Source organism: Enterococcus wangshanyuanii, from assembly GCF_002197645.1.
In the GTDB taxonomy this organism is placed as follows: Bacteria; Bacillota; Bacilli; order Lactobacillales; family Enterococcaceae; genus Enterococcus_L; species Enterococcus_L wangshanyuanii.
Genome location: NZ_CP021874.1, coordinates 3,767,562 through 3,790,061, shown reverse-complemented (window position 1 = coordinate 3,790,061; position 22,500 = coordinate 3,767,562). Strand labels below are relative to the sequence as shown.

At 38.1% G+C, this 22,500-nt stretch carries 18 protein-coding genes; 5 read left to right on the top strand and 13 right to left on the bottom strand.

Features of this window, described 5'->3' with window-relative positions; translation table 11 throughout:
* Window positions 1-176 precede the first annotated feature (176 nt).
* Window positions 177-1,109: an ROK family protein gene (locus CC204_RS18975; RefSeq protein ID WP_088271598.1), complete on the top strand. Its 933-nt coding sequence runs from the start codon at window positions 177-179 to the stop codon at window positions 1,107-1,109.
* A 61-nt stretch (window positions 1,110-1,170) separates the two neighbouring features.
* Here CC204_RS18975 and CC204_RS21730 read toward each other — a convergent pair whose 3' ends face one another.
* The 12 genes from CC204_RS21730 to CC204_RS18920 all read right to left on the bottom strand — a co-directional run bounded on the left by CC204_RS21730 (window position 1,171) and on the right by CC204_RS18920 (window position 16,160).
* Entirely contained in the window at window positions 1,171-1,299 is a 129-nt protein-coding gene (locus CC204_RS21730; protein WP_257790121.1) for a hypothetical protein, read from the bottom strand.
* A 1-nt stretch (window position 1,300) separates the two neighbouring features.
* A complete protein-coding gene (gene rlmD / locus CC204_RS18970; RefSeq protein ID WP_088271597.1) occupies window positions 1,301-2,671 on the bottom strand; it encodes a 23S rRNA (uracil(1939)-C(5))-methyltransferase RlmD in 1,371 nt (456 codons plus the stop codon).
* A 167-nt stretch (window positions 2,672-2,838) separates the two neighbouring features.
* On the bottom strand, window positions 2,839-3,480 hold the full coding sequence (locus tag CC204_RS18965; RefSeq protein WP_088271596.1) for a deoxynucleoside kinase: 642 nt from the start codon (window positions 3,478-3,480) through the stop codon (window positions 2,839-2,841).
* An 18-nt stretch (window positions 3,481-3,498) separates the two neighbouring features.
* On the bottom strand, window positions 3,499-4,185 hold the full coding sequence (pnuC, locus tag CC204_RS18960; RefSeq protein ID WP_162288378.1) for a nicotinamide riboside transporter PnuC: 687 nt from the start codon (window positions 4,183-4,185) through the stop codon (window positions 3,499-3,501).
* A 260-nt stretch (window positions 4,186-4,445) separates the two neighbouring features.
* A complete protein-coding gene (locus tag CC204_RS18955; protein ID WP_088271765.1) occupies window positions 4,446-5,516 on the bottom strand; it encodes a diacylglycerol kinase in 1,071 nt (356 codons plus the stop codon).
* A 16-nt stretch (window positions 5,517-5,532) separates the two neighbouring features.
* Complete coding sequence (gene gatB, locus CC204_RS18950; protein WP_088271595.1) at window positions 5,533-6,963, bottom strand: Asp-tRNA(Asn)/Glu-tRNA(Gln) amidotransferase subunit GatB; 1,431 nt, start codon at window positions 6,961-6,963, stop codon at window positions 5,533-5,535.
* Window positions 6,963-8,432, bottom strand: coding sequence for an Asp-tRNA(Asn)/Glu-tRNA(Gln) amidotransferase subunit GatA (gatA, locus tag CC204_RS18945; protein WP_088271594.1), 1,470 nt, complete (start codon window positions 8,430-8,432; stop codon window positions 6,963-6,965). Before gatA ends, gatB begins: the two co-directional genes overlap by 1 nt.
* Window positions 8,432-8,737 carry an Asp-tRNA(Asn)/Glu-tRNA(Gln) amidotransferase subunit GatC gene (gatC, locus tag CC204_RS18940; protein ID WP_088271593.1) on the bottom strand — a complete coding sequence of 102 codons (306 nt, stop codon included), beginning with the start codon at window positions 8,735-8,737 and terminating at the stop codon, window positions 8,432-8,434. Before gatC ends, gatA begins: the two co-directional genes overlap by 1 nt.
* 244 nt (window positions 8,738-8,981) lie before the next feature.
* The gene (gene ligA, locus CC204_RS18935; RefSeq protein WP_088271592.1) at window positions 8,982-11,021 is read right to left on the bottom strand and encodes an NAD-dependent DNA ligase LigA; all 2,040 of its coding nucleotides are present in this window, start codon (window positions 11,019-11,021) and stop codon (window positions 8,982-8,984) included.
* A 610-nt stretch (window positions 11,022-11,631) separates the two neighbouring features.
* Window positions 11,632-13,875 (bottom strand): DNA helicase PcrA, encoded by a 2,244-nt coding sequence (gene pcrA / locus CC204_RS18930; protein ID WP_088271764.1) that lies wholly within the window; start codon window positions 13,873-13,875, stop codon window positions 11,632-11,634.
* 130 nt (window positions 13,876-14,005) lie between these two features.
* The gene (locus tag CC204_RS18925; protein WP_088271591.1) at window positions 14,006-14,539 is read right to left on the bottom strand and encodes a hypothetical protein; all 534 of its coding nucleotides are present in this window, start codon (window positions 14,537-14,539) and stop codon (window positions 14,006-14,008) included.
* A gap of 151 nt (window positions 14,540-14,690) precedes the next feature.
* The gene (locus CC204_RS18920) at window positions 14,691-16,160 is read right to left on the bottom strand and encodes an alpha-amylase (protein WP_088271590.1); all 1,470 of its coding nucleotides are present in this window, start codon (window positions 16,158-16,160) and stop codon (window positions 14,691-14,693) included.
* 178 nt (window positions 16,161-16,338) lie between these two features.
* Here CC204_RS18920 and CC204_RS18915 point away from each other — a divergent pair, with 178 nt between their 5' ends.
* The 4 genes from CC204_RS18915 (at window position 16,339) to CC204_RS18900 (ending at window position 21,012) form a co-directional block, all read left to right on the top strand.
* Window positions 16,339-17,091: a DeoR/GlpR family DNA-binding transcription regulator gene (locus CC204_RS18915; protein WP_088271589.1), complete on the top strand. Its 753-nt coding sequence runs from the start codon at window positions 16,339-16,341 to the stop codon at window positions 17,089-17,091.
* The gene (gene pfkB, locus CC204_RS18910; RefSeq protein WP_088271588.1) at window positions 17,088-18,002 is read left to right on the top strand and encodes a 1-phosphofructokinase; all 915 of its coding nucleotides are present in this window, start codon (window positions 17,088-17,090) and stop codon (window positions 18,000-18,002) included. Before CC204_RS18915 ends, pfkB begins: the two co-directional genes overlap by 4 nt.
* Window positions 18,003-18,134: 132 nt before the next feature.
* Entirely contained in the window at window positions 18,135-20,060 is a 1,926-nt protein-coding gene (locus CC204_RS18905) for a PTS fructose transporter subunit IIABC (protein ID WP_088271587.1), read from the top strand.
* A gap of 205 nt (window positions 20,061-20,265) precedes the next feature.
* Complete coding sequence (locus tag CC204_RS18900) at window positions 20,266-21,012, top strand: SDR family NAD(P)-dependent oxidoreductase (protein ID WP_088271586.1); 747 nt, start codon at window positions 20,266-20,268, stop codon at window positions 21,010-21,012.
* Window positions 21,013-21,110: 98 nt separating this feature from the next.
* On the opposite strand, the gene CC204_RS18895 is transcribed toward CC204_RS18900, so the two are convergent.
* Complete coding sequence (locus CC204_RS18895) at window positions 21,111-22,442, bottom strand: hypothetical protein (RefSeq protein WP_088271585.1); 1,332 nt, start codon at window positions 22,440-22,442, stop codon at window positions 21,111-21,113.
* Between the last annotated feature and the right edge of the window lie 58 nt (window positions 22,443-22,500).

Below are 22,500 nucleotides of genomic sequence, written 5' to 3'. Positions count from 1 at the left end.
CAAGAGAGGTAGGAAATTCTACCTCTTTTCATATTTATCATAGCATAAAAAAATAGTTATGTCACACTGTTCCAAGATAACTGAGGGTCCTACTTACTCTTTTTAAGAACAAAAGCTATGAAAAATTATGTTACACTTACCTTAAGACATCTATTTTCCAGAAAGGATCCAACGATATGACTACTCGTAAACAAGCACTACTGGTTCTTGACATAGGAGGCTCTGCTGTTAAATATGGTATTTGGTCTAATGAAACGTTATATCACCAAAATAGTTTTCCTACACCTCGAACTAGAAAATCGCTTTATGCATCTGTACAACAATTATGTGAACAATTTTCAAGTGAGTTTTCACTTATCGGTATAGCTGTCAGCTGTCCTGGAGAACCTGATGAATCAACAGGAATGATTCGCGGACTGAGCTATGTCCCTTTTTTGCACATAGGAGAATTTCAAAAAGAGTTTTCTGACTTATTGGGCTTGCCTGTCTCATTACAAAATGATGCAGATAGTGCAGCTTTAGCTGAAATGACTTTAGGAATCGGCAAAAATCATCAAAATGCATTATTTACGATCATTGGGTCAGGCGTTGGTTTATCTATTGTTAAAGAAGGAAAAATTCTTGTAAACTCAGCTGAAAAAATCGATACGATTGAAAAATTTATCGCTGATACTATAAAAATGATGCATAATTCACGCGTTTCTCCTGTCCAAATAGGAAAAACTGTTTCCATTAAAAATTTTAAATGGCCAAACATGATCGAAGGAAAAGATGTATTCGATCTTGCTGAACAGGGAAATGCTGTCGCTTGTCAAGAAATTGAGCGTATGTATCTCTCTTTGGCAGAAATTCTGATTTTTTTAAATGATGCATTCGTTCCAGAATTTATTGGTTTAGGCGGAGGAGTCAGTAATAATCCTGATCTTTTACCCAATCTAAATAAGACGATTGCTGAAGTATTAGTGAGTCAGAAAACTAAAATTGACTTTTATCGAAGTTTATTGAAAAAAGAGCAAGAATTGTTGGCACCTACTATAAAAATCTGTCACTTTAAAAAAGATGCAAACTTGATTGGTGCAGCACTTCACTTTAAAGAAACTCATTCATGACCATAACAAAAAAATCCAATGCCGATACTCACAAAAATTGTGTAGAGGCATTGGATTTCTATTATTTATTGTATATTTTTGGCCCTTTTCGCATGTTTTTCCGATCATTTTTTGGGGATTCCATTTGTTTCGATCTTCCACCACTTTGTTTCTTTTTGATCAGTTCAAGCATTTTCTTTTTTGTATCCATGTTACACCGCCTTTGTCAGTAATGTCACTGACTCAATATGAGTTGTTTGAGGGAAATTATCTACTGGTTGAACTTCTTTTACTTGATAACCGCCTTCTACTAATAAAGCTAAATCTCTTGCTAATGTTGCAGGATTGCAGCTGACATAAACAATTCGCTCCGGTTTAGTTTCGATCAATGTTTCTACTAAACTTGCTTCTAATCCCTTACGTGGAGGATCAACGATCACAACATCCGGCTTGATTTCTTGTTCCAAGAGTCTTGGTAAAGCTTCTTCTACTAGTCCGGCAGTAAAAGTTGCGTTTGTAATACCATTCAACTGAGCATTGCTCTCCGCATTTTTCACCGCTTCTTCGATAACTTCCACACCATAAACATGCTTCGCATCTTTTGCTAAAGTCAGACCGATCGTACCGATCCCACAATAAGCATCGACAACTATTTCATTCCCTGTTAAAGCAGCGTATTCTTTGACTTTATTGTACATTACTTCTGTTTGTTGTGGATTTACTTGGTAGAACGAGCGAGAAGAGATTTCAAACTTCAAATCAAAAATCGTATCAATGATCTGATCTTCACCATGAAGTAAAATCGTTTCATCACCAAAAATAACATTAGTCTTTTTCGGATTGACATTTTGTACGATGCTAACCACTTCTGGCAGCGCCTCTAATATATCCGGGACGATTTTACTTGTTGGGAATAGTTTGGGTGTTCTTGTGATCAGAACTACCATCATTTCTCCAGTATGATAGCCTCTACGAACAACGATATGGCGCAGGTTCCCTGTATTATCTGATTCGTTATATGGTTTGATACTGTATCGTCTCATAATGTCACGAATCTTGATCACTGCTTCATCGATTTTAGGATCTTGAATATAGAAATGTTCCAACGGAATCAAATCATGACTATTTTTTCTAAAGAAACCTGTTTGCAATTGATTATCGATTTTTCTTACCGGAATTTGTGCTTTATTGCGGTATCCCCATGGATTTTTCATTCCTAGAGTATCTAAAACTGGGACATCAGGTAACTTGGCAACACGCTGCATTACATTTTTCACTTGATTGGTTTTAAAATTCAATTGAGCTCCATAAGCTAAATGCTGCAACGGACTGATACCGACTTTGGTAAAGTTTCGATCTTTAACAGGAACACGGTCTCCACTTGATTTTAAAATAGTGACTACTTTACCATAACCAAAGCTTTTACCGACTTTCAACACTTTGATTTCGATTTTTTCGCCAGGTAAAGCATCTTCTATAAATAGTGGATACCCATCGATTTTAGCTACCCCCATTCCTTCATGGGTCAAATCAATGATATCTACTTCGATCGTTTCATTTTTTTTTACTGGAAAATTATTCATAGGTCGCTCCTTCTTTTATGCGCTTCACTCATTCTAATGAAAAAATACAGGAAAAGCAATAGAGAGTTCGGCTTTGATAGTAAAAAGAATCACATTTTAAGGGGGGAAAATAAAAAGATGAGATAAAAACGGTTCCCTTTACCTCATCTTTCATTATTTCATTTAAATTAGTTGATTTCAGCTAATTTATTTTCAATCAATTGAATCACTTCTTTTTTGGCAGTATCATTTTCGATAAAATCATATTTGTCACCATCAATTTGAATTTTCGGACTCTCATCATAGTCTTCAAACCACTTTTCATAGCGACTATTCAGTTCTTTGTAGTATTCATAAAGTTCTGGATCATCATCTACCTGCTCGTATGAACGCCCACGTCGTTTGATTCGTTCCAGCATTTTAGGAAAAGATACTTTAATATGGACTAACAGATCCGGACGCTTTTTATGCGCTGCATAGGGCAATTCCTGCAGCATATTTTCCAATAGTGAATCATAAACTTTTACCTCGGTTTCATTTGCTCTGCCCAAGTCAGCATTCAAATGAAAAAGTAAAGAATCTTCATAGATCGAGCGGTCTAGTACATTATTCTCATGAGATAATGCTTGTTTGATACTATCAAAGCGTTTATTTAAAAAATAGATTTGTAATAGAAATGCATATTTTTGGGGATCTGCATAAAACAAAGGTAATACTTCATTATCATCTACAGATTCATAAAATGCTTCTGAACCTAAATGTTCTGAAATAATTTCTGTTAAACTAGATTTTCCTGCACCAATTGTACCTGCTAAAACGATCACTGCCATCGAACTCCCTACCTATTATTAATTATTTTTTTTTAATTTCAACCAATGTATCATACCATATATCGAGTTAAAGGTGTACATGCAATACATAACAAACAACGCATAGTCACCACCAGCATGTGTCCCTGCTCTAAACCATAAAACGATAGAAAATAAATTTCCTAATAACCAAAAAACAAATTGTGACTGATATCTCTTGATCATCAATAGCATTCCCGTTGCTGAGACACTAAAAGTTACTGCGTCAAGTGTCTGCTGTGCATCGTTGACAAAACCTAAAAGATAATAAGCAAGAATACCGATCCCTAGCCAAATCAATCCCGCATATAGCCATTGAATCCCTTTTAATACTTTGACATCTGTGACATTGCCAGTACCGTCTTCACTTGCTTTTAGCCAAGCAAATAATCCTGTAATATCCATGATGATATAAAATGTCTGAAGCAGTACCTCTGCGTAGACTTTTGTCTTTAAGCCAAAATAACCAATGATCAATGCACTGATAAAGCCAAATATATAGTTACTGGCTTTTCCTTGAGCAATCAGATTGACGCAAATGATTCCGGATAAGCCTCCAACTAATGTGATCCAACTGGACGGATTAAAAAGAAATGCAGTCAATTGAACTAAAACCATCGCTAATAAAAATAAATAGCTTTTTCTTTGCCAGCCTTTAAAATCATTTATAATAAAATTTGAACCCATCTCAAACAAACCTTTCGCGACTATTATTATCACCTTCTGCAGAATTGACGACTCCATTAATTTACTCTTGTTTGAATCAGAAGTCAATGAGAATCCTTCTCAATTAACAATTATGAGAGTTTTTTTATACTATATATTGCGTTTATTAATTATATGAAGTACATATATTGTGTTTTTACTAATTTTCTCATTTTCGTGCTAAAAAACAGGTTCAAGCCAAAACTAGAATGTTTTGACTTGAACCTGTCTTTAATGAAAAATCAGCCGATTTGACCATTGTTATCAATATCTTCTTCGGTCAAACGTTCAACTTCTTTTACAAACTCTTTACTTGCTGCATGATACTGATCTTCTTCTTCCTGATCAGCTTCATCCTCGTCTTTATATTCACTTAGAACTGATCCCATGATGGCATTCGAAGGAATTGCATCAGCATTCGCAAACATTTCAATATGTTGATGCAAATTCGTGAATTCCATTGGTGCATCACCACCATATTCTCCATCTAAATTGATCATCATTTTCGCTTTTGGATCAAGTGTTTCTGCATGTAGATAACTTGTTTTAGTATAGATCAAACGAGGATCTTCTACATGCTTTCCACCATTTAACATTAGAGCAACTAAATGAAGGATCTCAAACACATTTGCCGTTTTAACGATGATCAAAGAGAATTTGCCATCATCTAGTTTTGCATCAGGTACGATCGTTTCAAATCCTCCGACTGAGTTGGTCAGTCCAAGGAAAAACATCGAAGCATTTCCTTCATAGACGCCTTCATCGTATTCCATCCGCATTTTGATCGGTTTGACCCGAGGTAGCATTTCAGCCCCCTTCGCTAAATAAGCAAGATAGCCAAAAATACTTTTCAACTCTGAAGGAACCTCATAGGTCAACTCAGTCAAATGACCACCTGCTGCGATATTGATAAAATAGTTCTCACGAGCACGACCAATATCCATTTTAACTGTTTGATTTTTGCGGATCACTTCTGCTGCTTTGACAATATTATCTCGAGGAATTTTTAATGCTCTTGCATAATCATTCGTTGTTCCAGCAGGAATAATCGCCATCTTAGGTCGATTTTCCAAAGGAGCAATTCCGTTTACAACTTCATTGATCGTTCCGTCTCCACCTGCCGCAACGACCAGGTCAAAACCTGATTCAGCTACACGACGGGCTTCATTTTTAGCGGAGTTTTCTTCTGGCGTTGTGGCAAAAGCACTAGCTTCATATCCGCATTCTTCCAAGATAGAAAGAATATCTGCTAGATTTTTCTTGACTAGTTCTTTACCGGAAGTAGGATTATAAATTACTCTTGCTTTTTTCATCTGCATCTGCTGCTTTCTATCGTTTTGTCAATTCTTCTTGGAGCAGTTTGTTTACAACACCTGGATTGGCTTGCCCTTTTGTTGCTTTCATGATTTGACCCACTAAAAAGCCGACTGCACGGTCTTTCCCGTTTTTGAAATCATCTACAGATTGTTGATTGTTATCTAGTACATCATTGATGATCGGCAATAATTGTGATGGATCAGAAAGTTGAACCAAGCCTTTTGCTTCAACGACTTCTTTGGCATCGCCGCCATTTTCGATCAATTCTTTAAAGACTTTTTTAGCGATCTTAGAGCTGATCGTACCGTCTGCGATCAACGTGATCATTCCAGCTAAGTTTGCTGGTGTTAGTTTTGTATCAGCCAACTCGACTTTTTCGCTATTCAAGTAAGCAGAAACTTCACCCATCAACCAGTTTGATACTTGTTTGGCATCTGCACCTTCTGCTAAAGCTGCTTCGAAGAAATCAGACATTTCTTTCGTCAAGGTCAAGACCATTGCATCGTATTCAGGTAATCCTAATTCTTTCGTGTAACGTGCACGACGAGAAGCAGGCATCTCAGGTAAGCTTTGGCGCACTTGCTCGATCCACTCATCATCGATCGCAAAACGTGGTACATCCGGCTCTGAGAAGTAACGATAGTCACTTGAGCCTTCTTTGACACGCATCAACAATGTTTTATTTGTTGTTTCATCAAAACGACGAGTTTCTTGTTGAATTTCACCGCCTGATAATAAGACTTTCGCTTGACGTTTTTCTTCAAAAGCCAACCCTTTTTTAACAAAGCTCATAGAGTTCAAGTTTTTGATTTCGGCTTTTGTCCCGAATTCTTCCTGACCATATGGACGTAGTGAAATATTAGCATCACAACGCATTGAGCCTTCTTCCATCTTCACATCAGAAACATCTGTGAAAAGAATGATCGAACGTAATGCTTCTAAATAAGCATAAGCTTCTTCTGGTGAACGCATATCTGCTTCTGACACGATTTCGATCAACGGTGTTCCTTGACGGTTTAAGTCGACGTAAGAATAGCCGCCTTCTCCGTGAATGTTTTTACCCGCATCTTCTTCCAAATGAACACGTTCAATACGAATGCGTTTTGTTTCGCCTTCAACTTCAATATCGATCCAGCCGTCATGACCGATCGGTTGATCGAATTGAGAAATTTGATAGGCTTTGGGATTATCTGGGTAAAAATAGTTTTTACGGTCAAAGTGTGTATCTTTTGAGATTTCACAATTTAAAGCAAGTGCTGCTTTCATCCCAAAAGCAATCGCTTCTTTATTCATCACTGGCAATACGCCTGGGTAACCCCAGTCGATCACATTGGTATTGCTGTTTGGCTCAGCACCAAAATGAGCAGGTGCTGGTGAAAAGATTTTAGAGTTTGTTTTTAATTCTACATGGACCTCAAGTCCGATGACAGTTTCAAAGTTCATTAGTCATTCCCCCCTAAGATCACAGGTTTTTTCGTGTGGAAATCTGTTGCTTGTTCAAATGCGTAAGCTGCTTTATACATCGTACTTTCATCGAATGCTTTGCCGATGATTTGTAAGCCGACTGGCAAGCCTTCTGAGAAGCCAGCTGGTACGGACATTCCAGGTAAACCAGCTAAGTTTACTGGAATCGTCAATAAGTCATTCATATACATCGTGATTGGATCATTGATGTTTTCACCTAACCCAAAAGCAACGGTCGGTGATGCTGGGCCAATGATAATATCATACGATTCGAATACTTTATCGAAATCTTGTCTAATCAAGGTTCTAACTTGACCTGCCTTTTTGAAATAAGCGTCATAATAGCCCGCACTTAATGAGAATGTTCCGAGCATAATACGGCGTTTTACTTCAATACCGAAACCTTCAGAACGTGAATTCACATACACATCTTCAAGGTTTTTAACATTTTCAGAGCGGTAACCATAACGGATACCGTCAAAACGTTGTAAGTTTGAACTTGCTTCTGAAGAAGCGATGATATAATAAACAGCTACACCATATTTTGAATGTGGTAAGCTAACTTCTTCAACTGTTGCACCTAGTGCTTTAAATGTTTCTGCCGCTTTAAGGACAGCGTCACGAACACCAGCATCGACTCCTTCACCAAGATATTCTTTTGGTAAAGCAACTTTCATACCTTTGATATCCCCTGTTAAACCTGTAGTAAAATCAGGAACGGATACGCCAGCAGAAGTGCCGTCTTTTTCATCAAACCCGCTGATTGCGTTCAACGCTAGAGCATTGTCTTGAACATTTCTAGTCATTGGACCGATTTGGTCTAAGCTTGAAGAAAAGGCGATCAAACCAAATCGAGATACACGTCCGTATGTTGGCTTCATACCAACGATTCCGTTGAATGAAGCTGGTTGGCGAATACTTCCACCTGTATCGCTTCCTAAAGAAACCGGAATTTGTCCCGCTGCAACTGCTGCTGCCGAACCACCTGAAGAACCGCCAGGAACTTTTGAATGATCCCAAGCATTTTTTGTTTGTTTGAAATATGATGTTTCTGTACTTGCACCCATGGCAAATTCATCCATGTTTAATTTACCAACAGGGATCATATCTGCTTGGTACAGTTTATCCATTACTGTTGCATCATAAATCGGATTGAAATTATGCAGCATTTTTGATGCAGCCGTTGTTAAAATATCTTTTGTGACGATATTGTCTTTGATACCGATAGGAATTCCAGCTAATGGATTTGATTCAGTGATCCCTTTCAAATCAATTGCTTTCGCTAAATCTAACGCTTTTTCTTCATTGATTGTAATGAATGAGTCGACATCTTTCTCTGTTTCTTTGATGCGGTCCAATGTTGCATGTGTTAGATCTGTAGCAGTAATTTCTTTTGATACCAATAAATTATGCAGTTCTGTTAGTGACTTATCGTATAATTTTTCCATTATGCACCAGCCTCCCCATTGTCGATAATTGCTGGCACTTTGATATAGCCATCTTCTGATTCCGGTACGTTCTTCATTAATTCATCGCGGTTCATTCCTGGTATCGCATTGTCTTCACGCATCACATTGATCGAATGTGCGACGTTAGACGTAAAAGGTACGCCCTCTGTATCTACTTCTTCTAATAATTCCACCATATCGATGATTTTACCTAATTGATCAGTAAAATCTTTCAATTCTCCATCGGAAAATGCTAGTTTTGATAATTTTGCTACGTGTTTTGCTTGTTCTTCACTAATTGCCATGGGTACCCTTCTTTCCTTTAGAAGAACTCCGCCAAGCAGGTTCTATAGAAGCAATTAAGCTGCAAATAGAACACAAACTTGCTAGAGTTCTTTCGTTCAAATTTATACTGTTAAATGAATCATTTCGTTTGATAAAACAGCTTTTTCCTTATTCTATCATAAAATTCTAAGAAAATTGGCTAGAGACCAAAGAAAATCACTTATAATTGAAAAAAATTGTGATAATTTAGCGATATAGCTACTCTTATGAATCAGCTGTTGTACTGTTGTCAATTGCTGTAACCATTTGCTGTTCATCCCAAACCTCGATACCAAGATCCTGAGCTTTAGTCAACTTACTCCCAGCATCTTCTCCAGCTACCACAATATCTGTTTTCTTAGAGACACTGCCTGTGACTTTACCGCCAAGGCTTTCGATTTTTTCTTTAGCCTCTTCACGGTTATAATGGGTCAGCTTCCCAGTCAAAACGACCGTCTTGTCTTTGAACGGAGATTCTACTGCAGCTAACTGAGCCGTACGGATCCCTTTGTATTCAAAATTCACACCGGCTTTTGTCAGTTCATCCATCAATTCATGAACTTCTTCATTATCAAAGTAAGTGACTAAACTATCAGCAATTGTTTCACCAATGGAATCTAACGCTACAACGTCTTCTTTCGTTGCTTGACTGATTGCCCATAGATCGCCAAAATGCTCCGCTAAAACTTTGGCTGCTTTCGCGCCAACATGACGAATCCCCAACCCAAAAATCAAACGTTCAACGGAATTTTCCCGACTAGCAGCAATGGCTTGAAAAATATTATTTGCTGATTTTTCTTTGATTTTCTCTAAGGTCATCAATTGTTCTTCTGTTAAAAAGTACAAATCAGCTACGTCCGAAACCAAACCAGTATCGTACATCTGCTCTAAAACTCTTGGTCCTAAACCATCGATGTTCATTGCATTTCTAGACACGTAATGATTTAAGCCTTCCTTGATCTGGGCAGGGCATTTTGGATTGATACAACGTAAAGCAACTTCTTCATCCAAATGAACCAGCTCACTATCACAGACAGGACAGTGGGTTGGAATCTCATAAGGTTGGCTGTTTTCAGCACGCTTTTCCGTTAAGACCTGCGCAACTTCTGGAATAATATCTCCAGCTTTATAAATGATTACTGTATCATTCAAACGGATATCTTTCATCGCGATAAAGTCGGCATTATGCAAACTTGCTCGACTAACGGTTGTTCCAGCAACTCGTACTGGCTGCATTACAGCAGTTGGGGTCACAACACCTGTTCGTCCGATCGTCCATTCGATTTCTTCTACGACCGTTTGAGCTTCCTCCGGCGGAAATTTATAAGCGATCGCCCAGCGCGGAGCTTTGACCGTAAAGCCTAGTTCATCCTGAATCGTAAACTCATTGGTTTTGATCACGATTCCGTCGATTTCATAAGGAAGTTCTGTTCGTTTTTCATGATACTCTTCAATGTAAGCCCAAACTTCATCAATATCTTTACATAGCTTTTTCTCAGGATTTGTTCTTAGACCAATTTCTGATAACTCATTGAGTGCATCAAATTGCGTTTGAGCTGTCATCGGACCAAAATCTGCTACTGTATATAAAAAAGTATTCAAGTTTCTTTTCGCTACCATACTCGTATCTAGTTGGCGTAAACTTCCAGCAGCGGCATTTCTAGGATTCGCAAAAACATCCTGTCCCGCTTCTTCCCGTTCTTTGTTCAAATTAACAAAAGATTGCTTCGGCATGTAACACTCGCCGCGTACTTCAATAGAAATCGGCTTCTTCAATTCTAAGGGAATCGATTTGACAGTTTTCAAGTTTTCAGTGATATTTTCTCCTACTGTGCCATCTCCTCGAGTAGCTCCCTGAACAAATTTTCCATTTTCATATTTTAATGAAATCGCTAATCCATCGATTTTCAGCTCACAGCAATAACTAACTGGTTTACCAGCTAATTTTTGCACACGTTCATCAAAATCATAAATATCCTCTTTGCTGAACCCATCGTTCAAGCTATACATTTGAACTTCATGGGTGACCTTCTCAAAACCAGATAAAATTTTACCACCCACACGTTGAGAAGGTGAATCAGCTGTGATCAAATCCGGATATTCTGTTTCTATATCTACTAATTCTTTGTATAAGCGATCGTACACATAGTCTTCTACAGTTGGCTTATCTGCCACATAATATTCATGAGCATACTGATTCAACTGACCGCGCAATTCTTTTACTCTCTCTGTTGCTTCGGCTAATGTCAACGGCACCTCTGCCATGGTAGATCCCTCCTAAATTTAAAAGCGGAACAGGTCGCTTAGCCTTGAACGGAAAATAGGAAAAATGAAATGTGGCGCTTTTTGCCACAATTCATTTTTATCTTTTTCCAGAAAGGCTGACCTGTGCAGCTAGATAACGATAAAAGCGGAACAAGCCGTTTAACCTCGACTGAAAAATAGGAAAAATAGATTGAGACGCTTTTTGTCTCACTCTATTTTTGTCTTTTTTCCGAGAGGTTGGCTTGTGCAGCTGGATAACGATAGATGCGGAACAAATCGTTTAATCCTGTAGAAAATTAGGAAATTGACTTTGTGACGTTTTTTGTCACACTGACAATTTGTCTATTTTCCTAAGGATTGATTTGTGCAACTGGATAACAATAGATGTGGAATGAGCCGTTCAGTCTCGACTAGAAAATAGGAAAACATGAATGAGGTGCTTTTCACCTCATTTAGGCTTTATCTTTTTCTCGAGAGACTGGCTCATGCAGCTGGATAACGATAGATGTGGAATGAGCCGTGCAGTCTCTACTAGAAAATAGAAAATTGACTTCGTGACTCGTTTTTTCACAATGACTCTCTCTTTTTCCTAATGTCCATTCTGTACAACCTAAGATATTTTCTCAATCGGAGCAAATGCCGCCAGTAATCGTTTGATTCCTTTTTCCGGAAATGCCACGTCCAATTCCAAATCTTTCGCTGTACCACCCACTCGAACCACTGTTCCTGTTCCCCAAGCTTTATGCTTCACTTTGTCTCCAGCTTTCCAAGCCATCGCTTCGCCGCCGCTTGCAACCTTGTCTGTTACAGGTTGTTTTGTCGGTTGTGTATAAGCTGGCTTAAAGACCTTCGGTTCAAACGTTCTTGCAGGTGCTTTCGGGGCTGCGATCGAACCTTGCTGGTCCATCAATTCTTCATCGATTTCATCCAGAAAACGGCTTGGACGATTATATTGCGTTTTTCCATATAACGTCCGAGAAAAAGCATTAGAAATATATAAAATTTCTTCTGCTCGCGTGATTCCTACATACGCAAGACGACGTTCTTCTTCAAGCTCACTTTCTTCCAGCATCGCTCTTGAAAGCGGAAAGACGCCTTCTTCCATCCCAATCAGAAAGACGACTGGGAATTCCAAGCCTTTAGCCGCGTGTAACGTCATCAAGGTTACTTGGGAAGTGCTTTCTTCTAAGTTATCTAAATCGGAAACCAAGGCTAGATCATTTAAGAAAACAGCTAATTTTTCTTCTGGTGCATCCGCTTCTTCTTCACCTTGTCGTTCATAGCGTTTATCAAATTCTTGGGTCACTGTTAAAAACTCATCCAAGTTTTCTAATCGTGCTTGAGACTCTAAATTGTTTTGTCTGACCAATTCTTCACGGTAGCCGCTGCGTTCTAAAACTTCTTTGACTAATTCTGTAATCGTCAAGTAAGGGATCATCTGTGTTAAATCCTGGATCATCAAGCCAAAATTGCCTAATTCTTTCCCTGCTTTACCAGTAATATTCGCTAAATCGACATTTTGAGCAGCTTCTAGTAAAGACCAGCCATGCATTTGCGCAAAGCTTCGTAATTTTTCAACAGAGCTTTTGCCGATCCCACGTTTAGGCTCGTTCACTACACGCTCAAAGCTAAGTGAGTCCATTGAATTAGAAATAATATTCAAATACCCTAAAATATCTTTGATCTCTTTACGATCATAGAACTTATGTCCGCCAACCATCGTATAAGGAATATTCGATTTCAACAGCATTTCTTCCATGACACGTGACTGAGCATTCGTACGATATAGCACTGCAAAATCACCATAAATTCGGTCTTTTTCACGCATTTCTTTTTGAATTTGCCCAACAATGAACTGTGTTTCATCCCGCTCATTATCTCCACGATAATAAACGATTTTCTCACCATCTGTATTTTCAGTCCATAAACTTTTATCTCGGCGATTACGGTTATTTTTGATGACATTGTTTGCAGCATCAAGGATTTTTTTCGTCGAACGATAATTTTGTTCAAGTAAAATCACACTGGCATTGGGATAATCCTTTTCAAAATCCAGGATATTCTGCATATCAGCTCCACGCCAACCATAAATACTTTGATCAGCATCACCAACAACACAAAGATTTTTAAAGCGTGCCGCTAGCATATTGACCAAGGTATATTGCGCATGGTTGGTATCTTGGTACTCATCCACATGGATATAGTGAAATTTATTTTGATAGTATTCAAGAGAATCAGGATGCTCATTGAACAGGCGAATCGTGTTCATGATCAAGTCATCAAAATCCATACATTGATTATTTCTTAGTTCTTTTTGGTACATTTTATAGCACTTAGCTACGACCTCTTCATAAGGTGTGCCTTGCAGCTCTTCCACTTTTTCCGGTGTCTGTAATTCATTTTTTGCGTTACTGATCGTCCCTAGAATGGAGCGTGGATCGTATTTTTTCACATCGATATTCAGCTCATTCAAAATTCGTTTCATCAATGTCCGCTGTTCAGAGGTATCGATGATCGTAAAATTGCGATTGTAGCCAATATGGTCTACATCTCTACGTAAAATCCGAACACACATCGAGTGGAAAGTTGAAACCCAAACGTCATTGCCGCCAGTTTCAAGTAATTTTCCTACCCGTTCCCGCATTTCTTTTGCGGCTTTATTGGTGAATGTGATCGCTAAAATATTCCAGGGATTCACATCTTTTTCTTCGATCAGGTAAGCGATACGATGAGTCAAAACTCTCGTCTTTCCACTTCCTGCTCCAGCCATAACTAATAAAGGGCCTTCTGTATGCAAAACAGCTTCTTTTTGCTTTGGATTCATACCTTGGATCAAGGCGTTTTCTTGTGCCATCATCAACGTCCTCTCTCTTTTTTCAATCTTATCTATTATACCAAAAAAAACGCAAAAGCTGAACTGATTATTCCCAATAGGTTCGATCAGTTCAGCAGAATTTAACATGATTAAAATGTATTATTATTTGTTACTCTTCAGTGGTAACGCTATCTGTATCTTCCTGTGTGATCAATAGATTAAGAACTTCACTACCATCAGGATTTAAGAATATCGCTCGAATTTTAACATCCGGGATGATCGACTTCGCTCCATCGATCACTGGTTTTAGACCTTTGACTAAAGTTGGCTTTAATGCTTCTGCATCAACTTCCGCAACAGATTGTTCTGCAAATGTGTACGTATAAACGATCGTACTGTCTTCTCCCTCAGTGATTGAAATATCCGAGTACATCCCTTCATATTGCTTTTTCAAATTAGGAACCTGTGATTGAGCGCCTTCGATCAGCAATTTAAAGGTTTTAGAGTTGCCTGATTCATCTGTCTTTTCAAGACTCTCACTTGAAGAAGATTCTAACACCTCACTAGTAGAAGTCTCTGAACTTTCTTTTTGACTACTGCTGCTAGCATCGCTACTCGCTGATTTGGTACTTGTGTTTCCACATCCACTAATAAATAACATTCCCATAACAACAAAAACAAGCCCCAATTTCATTTTTTTCATTTCCATTCTCCTTTTTAATGCTTTTTTAGTACTTATTAACTTTAGCATATTCTATGGAAACATTCTATCTGATTATGAGGAATCTCTACTTTTCTAAAATACTTTTGTCAAAATTGATCCACTAGTACAAAGCAACTTATAGTTGGCCCATTTACTCATGCATTATTTTTTTAGCCATTTCTTCATTTACATAGATGGAAACCTCACCACCATTGACAGGAAAATCTCCAGCCCCTTTTTCATCTAATATGATTTTTGCCGCATTATTTCCGAGAATATCGATGAAAGTCTTTCCAGCATGAATCCCACTGATCGTCATATTCTTTTGTCCAGACTGAGCATTGGTCATAATCACAGCAAAACCTGATTGTTCGTTTTCAAAAACCCCCGTTCTGACCCAGCCAACAACATTTGGATCATCAAAATAGTCCAGCTCATTACCATAAGCTAAAGATTCTCGGATTTTTAACAACAAGTTCAGTTTTGTGCCAACGGGCTCTACATTTTCGCTGGGAATTCCAAAAAGATCCCCCCAAAAGACGACAGGTGTTCCAGACTTACGCAAGAGAATCAATGCATAGGCATGAACTTTAAACCAGCCGTCGACCCATGACTCCAAACTTTGACCTTTTTGAGTATCATGGTTATCGACAAATGTCACCGCCCACTCCGGACGCTCTTTTACTAACGTTCCTTCAAAAATATTCCGCATATCATATTGACCATTTGAATTAGCCGCTTCATACAAATGATAATGTAACGGAACATCAAATAAAGAAATCAATGCGCCGGATTGATCGATATAATTGAGTAATTTTTCTATATCGCCATTCCAATATTCTCCAACTACAAATAGATCCTTCCCTTTTTCTTTTCTTCTATTTAGTAACCAGTCGACGAAATAGTCAAACTGAATATGCTTTACTGCATCCAAACGATATCCATCAACATCAGTCAACGCTTGATACCATTGTCCCCATTTATTAAGCTGCTGGACTGTTTCAGGGTAAGACAAGTCTAAATTACAGCCCATCAAGTAATCATAATTGCCATTTTCCTTATCAACATCGTCTTTCCAGCCTTTTCCGTCAAAATTAAAAATCCCATGGTCCTTACGGCGATCATCAAAATCCACACCTGAAAAATTTCGCCATGTCCAGATATAATCATTGTACATTTGTTTTCTTCCTGGAAACGTAAACTTCGTCCACGCCGTGATTTCTTCTTCACCACTGATTTTTTCATTACGATTTTCTGGAAGGTATTTTATAGCAGAGACGTTTTCTTCCTCATCAGCGCCTATAAAATGATCAAATACAATATCAGCATATACTTCGATTCCAGCTTCTTTTAATGATTTGATACACGCTAAATAATCATTCTTAGTACCATATTTTGTTGAGATCGTCCCTTTCTGATCAAATTCACCCAAATCGTATAAATCATACGGAGCATAACCAACATCGTTGATCCCATTTGCTCCTTTATAAGCTGGCGGCAGCCAAATACCGTTGAATCCCGATTTATGTAGTTTTTCTGCCAGCTCCTTCACTCGTTGCCAGTGAAGGCCGTCTGCTGGTAAATACCATTCAAATCCTTGCAATATCGTACGATCTCCCATACTCATCCCTCCGATTTTGTTATCTACATTAAGCCAAGAACCCGTGCTCTTGTCAAATAATAGATTTGGCTCTTGCCAACATTTTGAAGGTTCAAGAATCTTTCTGACTGTTTTTGACCGTTTTTGATTGCATAACGAATTTGAGTGTGCTATTATGTTCAATGAAAGAGGTGTGAAAATGCTTACAGAAGAAAGACATCAAGCAATTTTGCGGTTACTTGACCAACAACCAATTGTAAAATCACAAGATTTGGCTCTTTTATTAGATGCATCAGAATCAACGATTCGACGGGATTTAAAGGAATTGGAAGAAGCTGAATTTTTAGAGCGTGTTCACGGTGGCGCCAAACGGATCTTGAATTTGGGTTTCGAACAAGACATGACGGAAAAATCAGTCAAAAACACGCAAGAAAAACAGATGATCGCTAAATTGGCGAGTTCATTTGTTCAAGATGGCGATGTTATCTATTTAGACGCTGGTTCTACCACTCTAGAAATGCTGCCCTTTTTATCAGGCAAAAAGATTACTGTTGTTACGAACTCTGTGCATCACGCCGCCAAGCTAGGTGATTTAAACGTCAACACCATCATCTTAGGTGGTTCATTAAAATTATCGACGAAAGCAATCGTAGGTTCGACTGCTTTAGAACAGCTTAGTCGTTTTCGCTTCAATAAAGTTTTTATGGGTATGAATGGAGCACATCCAGAATTTGGTTTAACTACTCCTGATCCTGAAGAAGCTGCACTAAAACAGTTGGCCATCACTCATGCTGAAGAAGCATATGTGTTGATCGATCAAACAAAGCTGAATAAAATAACTTTCACAAAAGTCACTGATCTTGAAGCAGTGAGTATACTGACGAACCAATGTTCACCTGATATCTTGGAACAATTTCAGAAAAAAACAACCATTAAGGAGGCAAAAAAATGATCTACACAGTAACACTAAACCCTTCGATCGACTATATCGTTCATGTTGATGATCTTAAATTGGGTGATTTGAATCGTATGACAGCAGACTTTAAGCTTCCTGGGGGAAAAGGAATCAACGTTTCACGTATTTTAAAACGCATCAATGCTGAATCGACAGCACTTGGTTTTCTTGGAGGCTTTACAGGAACTTTCATTTCTGACTGGCTGACACGAGAAAAAATTCAAACGAATTTTACACCAGTTGGTGAGGATACTCGAATCAACATCAAGCTAAAATCTGATGAAGAAACAGAGATCAATGGGCTTGGGCCTACTGTCAGCAATGAAGAAATGCAGAACTTAAAACAAATTTTAAGTACAGTACAAGCTGACGATATCGTGGTTTTATCCGGCAGCACCCCAGCTTCTCTACGTAAAGGTTTCTATGAAGAGTTGATTCAAATCGTAAAAGAAAAAAAGACGGATTTCATTATTGATACGACAGGAGCCGATCTGCTGAACGCATTGCCGCAGGAACCATTACTTGTTAAACCGAATAATCATGAGTTAGCAGAACTATTTAACGTAGAATTTCAAACTATCGAAGACATTTTGCCCTTTGGTGAACGTTTATTAACAAATGGCGCAAAACATGCCATTATTTCCATGGCAGGAGATGGGGCGTTACTTTTCACTCCTACTGGCATCTATCAATCAAATGTTTTAAAACGACCTTTGAAAAATTCAGTTGGTGCAGGTGATTCCATGATCGCTGGATTTGTTGGTACCTTTGCTAAAAATAACGATCCTATCGAAGCCTTTAAATGGGGCATCGCGTGTGGAAGTGCTACAGCATTTTCAGATGATCTAGCAACAGCTGATTTGATCAATGAATTGATTTCGGAAGTTGTTGTGGAACAAATCCGCTGACTCTTTAAATTCAATTAAAAGAATTTGTTAAAAAGATACACACATTTAAGAAAGCGTACTTCACAAATCAATTTCCTAATTTCCTACTGGATTAACCGATTTGTTCCGCTTTTAAATTAAGGAGGAATTTTTATGAACATCAAAGAGTTACTTGTCAAAGATGTGATGATCATGGATCTACAGGCAACTGATAAAAAAGGCGCTATTGATGAAATGGTTCAAAAGATGTATGACGGTGGCAGAATTTCTGATATCGCTACGTATAAAGAAGGTATTTTAGCACGTGAAGCTCAGACTTCTACTGGTTTGGGTGATGGAATCGCAATGCCACATGCCAAAAACAAAGCGGTCAAAGAAGCGACTGTTCTTTTTGCAAGAAGCAGCAAAGGTGTTGACTATGAAGCACTTGATGGTCAACCGACATACTTATTTTTCATGATCGCTGCTCCTGAAGGCGCAAATGATACTCACTTACAAGCATTGGCAGCTTTATCCCGTCTACTTGTGGATCCGGATTTTGTTGCAAAATTAAAAGAAACTAAAACGCCAGAAGACGTTCAAAATTTGTTCCAATCTGCGGAAGAAGCCAAAGAAACAGAAGAAAAACAAGAACAGCTTGCAGAATCAACTCAAACACCATCAGAATCAACTCGAAAATTTGTGGTTGCCGTTACGGCTTGTCCAACAGGTATTGCTCACACTTATATGGCCGAGGACGCGTTGAAGAAAAAAGCAAAACAAATGGGTGTTGAGATCAAAGTTGAAACAAATGGTTCAGAAGGAATCAAAAATCGATTGACAGCCGAAGATATTGCGCGTGCGGATGGTGTCATTATTGCCGCAGATAAAAAAGTTGAAATGAACCGTTTTGATGGAAAAGAGTTAGTCAATCGCCCAGTTAGTGATGGTATTCGTAAAACAGAAGAATTGATCAATCTTGCAACTAGCGGCAATGCGCCAATTTTTCATGGAACAGAATCAGAGGCCACTGATGAAGACAGTTCTGCTGATGGTTCAGTTGGTTCACGTATCTATAAAGATCTAATGAATGGCGTTTCTCATATGCTGCCATTTGTTATCGGCGGCGGAATCGCAATTGCCCTTTCTTTTATGATCGATCAATTTATCGGTGTCCCTCAAGATCAACTTAGTAGTTTAGGTTCTTATAATGAAATTGCTTCTTGGTTCAATCAAATCGGTGGTGCAGCATTTGGTTTTATGCTACCTGTTTTAGCTGGTTTTATCGCTTCTAGTATTGCTGACAGACCTGGTTTGATCGTTGGTTTCACGACTGGAGCCTTAGCTAATACTGGCGGTGCTGGATTTTTAGGCGCATTGATCGGTGGTTTCTTAGCAGGTTATGTCATCATCTTCTTGAAAAAACTGTTCAAAGGCTTACCTAAATCACTAGACGGCATCAAAACAATCTTATTTTACCCAGTCTTTGGTTTACTGATCACTGGTGGTTTGATGTTATTGATCAACGTCCCAATGAAAATCATCAATGATGGACTAAATAATTTTCTACTAGGTCTAGACGGCACAAATGCTGCTCTTCTTGGAGTTCTACTAGGTGGAATGATGGCCATCGACCTGGGCGGACCGATCAATAAAGCCGCTTATGTATTTGGTACAGCATCGATTGCAGCAACTGTAACAGAAGGTGGTAGTATTATCATGGCTTCTGTTATGGCCGGCGGAATGGTTCCTCCTCTTGCGATCTTTATCGCAACATTGCTCTTTAAAAACAAATTTACTCAAGATCAAAAAGATGCTGGTTTGACGAATTTGGTGATGGGGTTGTCTTTTGTCACAGAAGGTGCGATTCCATTTGCCGCAGCTGATCCATTAAGAGTCATTCCAAGTTTTGTCGTTGGTTCAGCTTTAGCTGGTGGTTTAGTTGGCGGATTCGGTATTCGTTTATTAGCACCTCATGGCGGAATCTTTGTCGCATTATTGTTAAGTCATCCTATTTTATATCTTGTATTTATTGCAATCGGTGCAGTCGTTTCTGCCGTTATCCTAGGTATTGTCAAAAAGCCCGTTGCCAAAAACTAATTATTTAAACTAAAAACTGAGTCAAAACGTTTTGTTTTGACTCAGTTTTTTCTTGCTATAAAATTCTCCGGTTTATATCATTGGCGTTCCTAAAAAAATTATATTACACTTAAGCCATACTAGTTAATAAAATTTACGCCAACATTACGTGTTTAAAATAACCGGAAAGGATAACTATAATGAGCTTCATTATAGCGGTTTTTTTATGAATAAATTAGCAGGTAAAACCATATTGATTACAGAGGCTACAAACACTATCGGCAAAGCCATCGCATTGTCTACTGCTAAAGAAGGTGCTCTCGTTATCTGTACCAGTACAACTCTAGAAAAATTAACTCCGATTATTTCTAAAATTAAAGAAAATGGCGGGATAGCGATCGCTCTTGAACATACGAGCAACTCTCAGCAAAGCTGGGAAAAAAGTCTTTCATTTATAATAAAAACGTATGGTAAGATTGATTGTTTCGTTAACTGTGCTAGTATCATTTCACCTAAAATGCTTTTAGGTTTAACGAATGAGGATTTGAACGCTTTACAAAATACAGTGGTCAGCCCTTTTATTTATGGATTAAAACAAATCATTCCTTTGATGGTGCCTAATAATAGCGGTTCAATTATAAATATTTCAATCGTTGAAGGCTTAAACGGTTTAGATGAACACCATCCTTACACAGCAATCAAAGAGGTGGTCCGTTCATATACACTTGATGCAGCGTATGAATACGCATCTTGCAATATACGTGTGAATTCAATTTGTCCAAGTGTGAGCACTACGCCACTGATAGAAACAACATTTCCAACTATTAAACCTTATTATAAAAAGTATGTTCAATTTCCTGATTTTGGCAATCCTGAAAATGTAGCCAAATGGGTCATTTATTTAGCTAGCGATGAAGCCAGTTTCATTACCGGAGCTGAAATCGTGATCGATAGTGATCAAATCATTCAGTGATCGTTATTAAGAACAAAGCTGTCTTTTTCTCACCGTTTATACGGAATCAAAGCCCAAAACAAAACGAAAGATCAGTTTTGTTTTGGGCTCTTTTCTATTTACTCACTAATATCGATCGTTTGGTTGACAGATTCTAGATAACTGTAATCTAAAAACACGACTCGTAAATGGTTTTTAGCCTTTTGTAGATCAAAACGTGTCGATCGTTCTTTTTGTTTCAAGTTACTGATATTTACATCGATCAGTTTATCCCATAATGCTTCTAATGGAACCTCTTTGATTGCCTCTTGTGGTAAATAAAAACGCAGTACAGAAACGAATTCATCATACTTTTGATCCAAAACGTTGATTTCTAAAAATTGTCGGATATAAAATTCATACGCTGAAAGACCACCATCTAGCGCCATCTGAGGATTCAGCACTCGATAATTCATCATCTTGCGACTTTTTTCATCGATCCAAGGAAAATAAGCTTGCGCATTTAAAATTCCTATTGTACGATTTTCAACATATTTATGGTGGATACCGTCATAGCTTCTGGTCACAAAATAGGTGGCATCCTTTTTTTCAACAGGTTGATAATAATGATTTTGATACTGAACAGTTTGTGTCACCTCTTCAATAAATGCGTACTCAATATATGGTGGGCGTAAAACCCCAGTTCCATTATTCCACGCAAGTTGATCATACCCCATCTGATCTCTGAATAAGCGTTGATATTTTTGATTGACCGGCAGCTCCCAGTTGAAGGGATCGTTGAATAACGTTATCTTAAGTACATTATTCGCTAGTTCTGTGATCGACTGTACCTGCTGAACTTCTAAAAAAATCGGTTTAGGAATGATCTGAAAAAAAAGAGCCGAATAGTACATCTTCCAGCAAGAAGTTAAACACAGCCCTTTAAAAAAAATATCATAACCCGCTAATTGGTTACAATCAACGATGACTTCTTTATTCCGATTATAGCGCTTCGGCAATTTCTCAATTTCCTCTGGCATTTCGAATGTTCGTTTCTCAATGATTTCCACATTATTATACAAATATTCATCTAATGATCGAATATAACCATACACACCGTTTTTGATCATCCGGGTATCAAAATAATCTTCGATCATAGTCTGATAAGCAAAAAATAGATCCTTATCTATAATTGTTCGGTCATGAAGGGTAAGCTCAGAAATATGCAGTTGAGATTCTCCACTCTGTCCTTTTATTTTGATCCACAAATCCTCTTTTTCTGTAAATCCTTGAATTCGCTCTGTAATCATTGCTAAGTCAAATTCTTGTACTTCTTCATTGCCAAAACAATAGTTTTCAATTGTTGTCATGATCCGTAAAAAGCTCAACCAGTCAATAATGTCCTGCTTCACTTCTTCCAACGAGCGAGCTTTACGCTGAACGACCATATAGATTTTCTCTGTCTTTTTCATTTGCCCACCTCATTTCTTATAACAAGTATAACGAAAATGAGATCAGACTTCATCTAAT